The 4,417-nt window shown below is 32.0% G+C and carries 5 protein-coding genes; all 5 read right to left on the reverse strand.

Annotated elements, in window-relative coordinates; genetic code table 11:
* Positions 1-362: 362 nt before the first annotated feature.
* Positions 363-1,109 (reverse strand): SH3 domain-containing protein, encoded by a 747-nt coding sequence (locus LEP1GSC199_RS20585; protein ID WP_002991727.1) that lies wholly within the window; start codon positions 1,107-1,109, stop codon positions 363-365.
* A gap of 343 nt (positions 1,110-1,452) precedes the next feature.
* Positions 1,453-2,133 carry a hypothetical protein gene (locus tag LEP1GSC199_RS20210; RefSeq protein WP_002991729.1) on the reverse strand — a complete coding sequence of 227 codons (681 nt, stop codon included), beginning with the start codon at positions 2,131-2,133 and terminating at the stop codon, positions 1,453-1,455.
* Positions 2,134-2,357: 224 nt separating this feature from the next.
* Positions 2,358-3,254 carry a hypothetical protein gene (locus tag LEP1GSC199_RS20215; RefSeq protein WP_002991731.1) on the reverse strand — a complete coding sequence of 299 codons (897 nt, stop codon included), beginning with the start codon at positions 3,252-3,254 and terminating at the stop codon, positions 2,358-2,360.
* A 196-nt stretch (positions 3,255-3,450) separates the two neighbouring features.
* Positions 3,451-3,888, reverse strand: a complete 438-nt coding sequence (locus tag LEP1GSC199_RS20220) for a type II toxin-antitoxin system VapC family toxin (protein WP_002991726.1) — start codon at positions 3,886-3,888, stop codon at positions 3,451-3,453.
* Entirely contained in the window at positions 3,888-4,166 is a 279-nt protein-coding gene (locus tag LEP1GSC199_RS20225) for a type II toxin-antitoxin system Phd/YefM family antitoxin (RefSeq protein WP_002988775.1), read from the reverse strand. The genes LEP1GSC199_RS20220 and LEP1GSC199_RS20225 overlap by 1 nt, the downstream gene beginning before the upstream one ends.
* Positions 4,167-4,417: the final 251 nt, after the last annotated feature.

A 4,417-nucleotide genomic window follows, 5' to 3' on the forward strand; every position in this document is an offset into this window, starting at 1 on the left:
AAGTCGAAAGGTCAACAAAAGTGAGCGCAAATTTTCTCTTATTTCTTAGAAAGCATAAATAACAAACTGCATTTAAATGGAGAGAAAGGCTTAAATTGTTCTCTTCCAAAGCTTAAATCGACAACAGCTTCTTAAAAAAATTTGCGCGTTTTCTTCTTTTGATCAACTAATTGCAATTAACGAACTAGACTTACCGAAGTTCCCCGCCCCTGAGTCCCAACGGGACGTTAGGGACTGGCATGTAGCTTGCGAACGCAAGGCGAATGCCAGAAGGGGAATTTGCCGCAGGCCGAGCGAGGGCTTGTCCCGAAGCGTAGCGGTAAGTCGCTGTTATGCGCCGTTCTTATTTATCAAATTATTAATTAGTTATCACATTTTTTTGCTTTTTTGAAGGCCTTAATATTTAAATAAGTATATGGTTCATTCCATTGGCATCTCGTTTTGACTTTCCCGGTTTTTTCAAATGTAATTTCAATTTTGTTCGGAAATTTTGTTAATTCATTGATAAAAATCGATTTTGATTTAGTATCAAAAAGATTTTCGAAAATTTGGTATTTTTTGATATCAGAGCAATTTAAAATGAAATTGTCTCCTTCAATATCAATTTGCGTAGGTAAACAAGCGATAGGAACCATACCAGTTTCACCATCGGCGCAAATAACTACTTTATCACTTATATACAAATCTGATGCCCAGCCTGAAGCACACGAATTTTCGAAAGATTTGTAATCGCCAATTAACTTACTAGGAATAGGAATTTGTACATCGTTTGATTTCTTATTTGAATTATCTTCTTTGTTCAGAAATCCACCAAATACCCATCCTTCATTTTCTTTATATTTTATTTTTGTCCACTTACCATTTGTATTTGAGATATTGATTGTTTCTCCATGTTCTTCTATCGAAATAACTTTTGATTTATCTGGTATATTTAGTATAGTTTTTGAATTTGTAGAAGGTTCAATTCGCATCCGTAAGCCACCTTTTGCATTGACAAAAAATACATTTTGATCATTTCCAAAATTTTGAGAAATATCCTGACTTTGATAAAAGGAAAAGTTTGTGAAGCAAAGAATAATGATCGTAAAAATCGATTTAACTATTTTCATTGAATACTCCGTGATATATTATCGAAATACATTTTATATTTCATATTTGATAATTAGTCAATGCTTATAAATAAATTGATAGGTAATGAATCTAACAAATAAAATAAAAAAATTAATTCAAGTTCTTGCTTTGATTTTTCGTAGGAAAACATTTTGAGAATGGCGCATAACGAACCAGGCTAAACGACGTTCCTCGGAGCTGAGCCTCCGGAGGAGGCGTTAGCGTCGGCACATCTCCTTGCGTTGCAAGGAGTGTGACGGAGAGGAATGTGCCGAAGGCCAAGCGAGGGCGTCAGACCCGAAGCGCAGTGTTTAGCCGATGTTATGCGTAGTGCCATATTTTTTAGAAAAACTTTACCAAATCAACAATTTCTTTGTTTGATTTTAATAGAAATGAGCTAACTATCGGAAAATCGAAATTCGATTTTTTTAATGTAAACTTTATTTTATTGTTATCGTAAAAAATATCATTTTTGAAAAAAGAAAAACCGGCATTTTTTAATTTTTCACTAATTGTATCTGACTGATTTTCATTTACTTCGAAACTAAGAATTTCCCATTTTGCTTCTTTAGAAGTTTCGATAAATTTTTCTTCTAAAAATCTATTTAAGTATTGTATATAAAAGACTTGGAAAAAATTGAATAATTCATTAATCATCAGAATTTTGGTAATCGGAATATTGTTTCCATCTTTATCTTTTACATTTTGAATAATAATATCAGATATTTTTAGGTTAGAATTTGTTAAACCTGACAATATTTTATCTATAGTTAGGTCAGATTTCAATGCAAATCCAGAGAACCAAATTGTCGATCCCTTGTATTTTTCTGGCATTTTTGGATTCTCATAGTTTACCAATTCTAAAATAGAGTTTTTACAGGCAAACATACAACTTGAGAAAACACCGTAATTTGTTATCGGATATATAATTGGAAAGTCAAAACGATCTTTCAATCTTTTAAAATCCAATTCTAAATTTTGAGTATAAATGAGAAAATGATCAAATGTTGGTTTTATTTCCATGTCAGCTATTAATAATTTAAAGGTTTATGGCATTACGCATAACGAACTAGGCTAACCGACGTAGGCTGGCCCTGAGTCCCTGTAGGGGACGTTAGGGATTGGCACGACGCTTGCGTAAGCAAGAGGAGTGACAAAAGCCTATGTGTCGGAGACCGAACGAGGGCGCAAGTCCCGAAGTGAAGCTGTTAGTCGCTGTTAGTCGCAGTAAGTAATTGCTACTATTTTTAAAATGTATATTCATTTGCCATCTCTGTAGATAATAATAGGTTAAGTAATTCATTTAAACAGGATAAGTATTTTTTTAAATCCGATTCGTTAATTTGGATTTTAGTATTTATTTCGTTCTGGATGTTTAAAGTATCTTTATATTTTTGATCTACAATGCCTCTTTTATGAACAACGAGATGACGTGTTTGATTTAAACTTTTAAATTCTAATAAAGAAGGAAATTGTTTGTAATTAATAATTAGTTTTTCGCAAATATTTTCAATTAGTTTGAAATTACTAAAATCCAAATCTTTTAAGAGAACATAACCCATTTTTTCTCTTAAATCAAATCCTAATTGAGAAATTTCATCAAAAGTGATGTTTCTAATTCTTTTTCTAAAATATTCTGAATCATCCAATTTAGATAATGATTTATCCGGGTTAAGGTTTATAATGAATATAAAGTAATCTTTTATAAAAACTTCAATAGCACTCCATAAATTTACAATAAATAATAAATTTGTTTCATTAATATAGTCTAGAGGGGATACTTCTTTTTTTGATATGAAATTTATAGCCTTGATTAACTCTTTATATGAATTTACTTTTAGAAGTTCCCAGTTATCAACTAAAAATGCATCGGTTATTTTTTCGAAATCAATTGCTCGATCGCTGAAGATTGCTTTCCGAAAACTATCTTTTTGAATTTCTGTTTTAACTGCTGTGTAGGTTGAAATCAGAAAAAGACTCTGAATTGAAAATAATGCAGATTTTATATTATATCTAAAGGTCTCTGCAATTGATTTTAATTTTTCATTTTTTACATTTTCAGCAGATAAATTTTTTAGGTATAAAGTATAATCAAATTCTTTAAAAATATGTTCTAGTAGTTTTTTTTCTTCAATTTCATTCATTTTGAATAATTTTTACTTATTGCGACTAACGAACTAGACTTAACGACGTTCCTCGACCCTGAGTCCCGAAGGGACGTTAGGGACTGGCACGTAGCTTGCGTATGCAAGCGAGTGACAGAAGAGGAATGTGTCGCAGACCGAGCGAGGGCGTGTCCCGAAGCGAAGCGTTAAGTCGCTGTTATACGAAGGTTCGCATTTACTTCCAATTATATATTCCGATATTTAAACCGTCTTTTTTAGCTGCAGTTGCTAGATTATCGTCTGCACTAAGAAAGAAAGTTTCTTCTTCTAATTCTCTGAATAGAAGAATCGCAGAAACGAGGTGAATAGCATCGAAACCTCTAAGTAAATATTTTGAATGAATTCTATCTAATTCAGAATTTATTGAATGATCTACGTTAATTTTGACAAGTTGATCCCAATCAGATTTAAATTGTTTTATAATAGATTCTTTTATTTTTTCAGAGAACTTATCAATTTTTTGTTTTTTATTAATTGTTCCTAGAATTTCTGAATAGCCAACTTGTGATATTGCGAGATATCGGTTATCCTTCCATATTTTTAATACAGTATCAGAAGCAAATTCATCAAAGTATTTCTTTACAAGAACGCTTGAATCTAAATAATAAAACATTAACGATCGTTAAGTAATATATCAGATGCAGTCATTTTTGACTTTGTTTTAAGCGGAGTAGTCGATTTACTCTGCTTATCCTTACTTGGAAGTTGTATCATACCTTTCTCAGCTAAAAGATACATTTTCTCAATTGTAGATTTTTGTTTGATTGGCTCTTTTATTAGTCTAGCAATTGGTTTTCCGTGATCAGTAACGATTACTTCGTCTCCAAGCCTGGCTTTATCAAGATATTCGCTAAGTTTTGCTTTTAGATCTCTTACTCCGACATAAATCATTCTTTTAACTCCGAAATTGTGGTTACAATTGTAGGATAATGGTTACTTTCAGAGAAATCAAGACGAAAAAATGCCAAATTTATGCTTTTCTTCGTTTCCATAGAAGTTATGCGAACTTTCACATAACGAACTAATAACCGCCCCTCTCACCCTATCTCAATCACAAGCAAATCCAGGTTTGAAGAAGCTTTGGCAGGATAAGGTCACTGGAATTTTATCGGCATCTCTCAAGTTGATTGCTGTAAGAAGGA

The sequence above is a fragment of the Leptospira vanthielii serovar Holland str. Waz Holland = ATCC 700522 genome, from assembly GCF_000332455.1.
Taxonomy (GTDB): Bacteria; Spirochaetota; Leptospiria; order Leptospirales; family Leptospiraceae; genus Leptospira_A; species Leptospira_A vanthielii.

Bases quoted from the DNA above. Each gene is read 5' to 3' on its own strand.
- LEP1GSC199_RS20585 (WP_002991727.1), bottom strand. From the start codon at position 1,109: ATGAAAATAGTTAAATCGATTTTTACGATCATTATTCTTTGCTTCACA.
- LEP1GSC199_RS20210 (WP_002991729.1), bottom strand. From the start codon at position 2,133: ATGGAAATAAAACCAACATTTGATCATTTTCTCATTTATACTCAAAAT.
- LEP1GSC199_RS20215 (WP_002991731.1), bottom strand. From the start codon at position 3,254: ATGAATGAAATTGAAGAAAAAAAACTACTAGAACATATTTTTAAAGAA.
- LEP1GSC199_RS20220 (WP_002991726.1), bottom strand. From the start codon at position 3,888: ATGTTTTATTATTTAGATTCAAGCGTTCTTGTAAAGAAATACTTTGAT.
- LEP1GSC199_RS20225 (WP_002988775.1), bottom strand. From the start codon at position 4,166: ATGATTTATGTCGGAGTAAGAGATCTAAAAGCAAAACTTAGCGAATAT.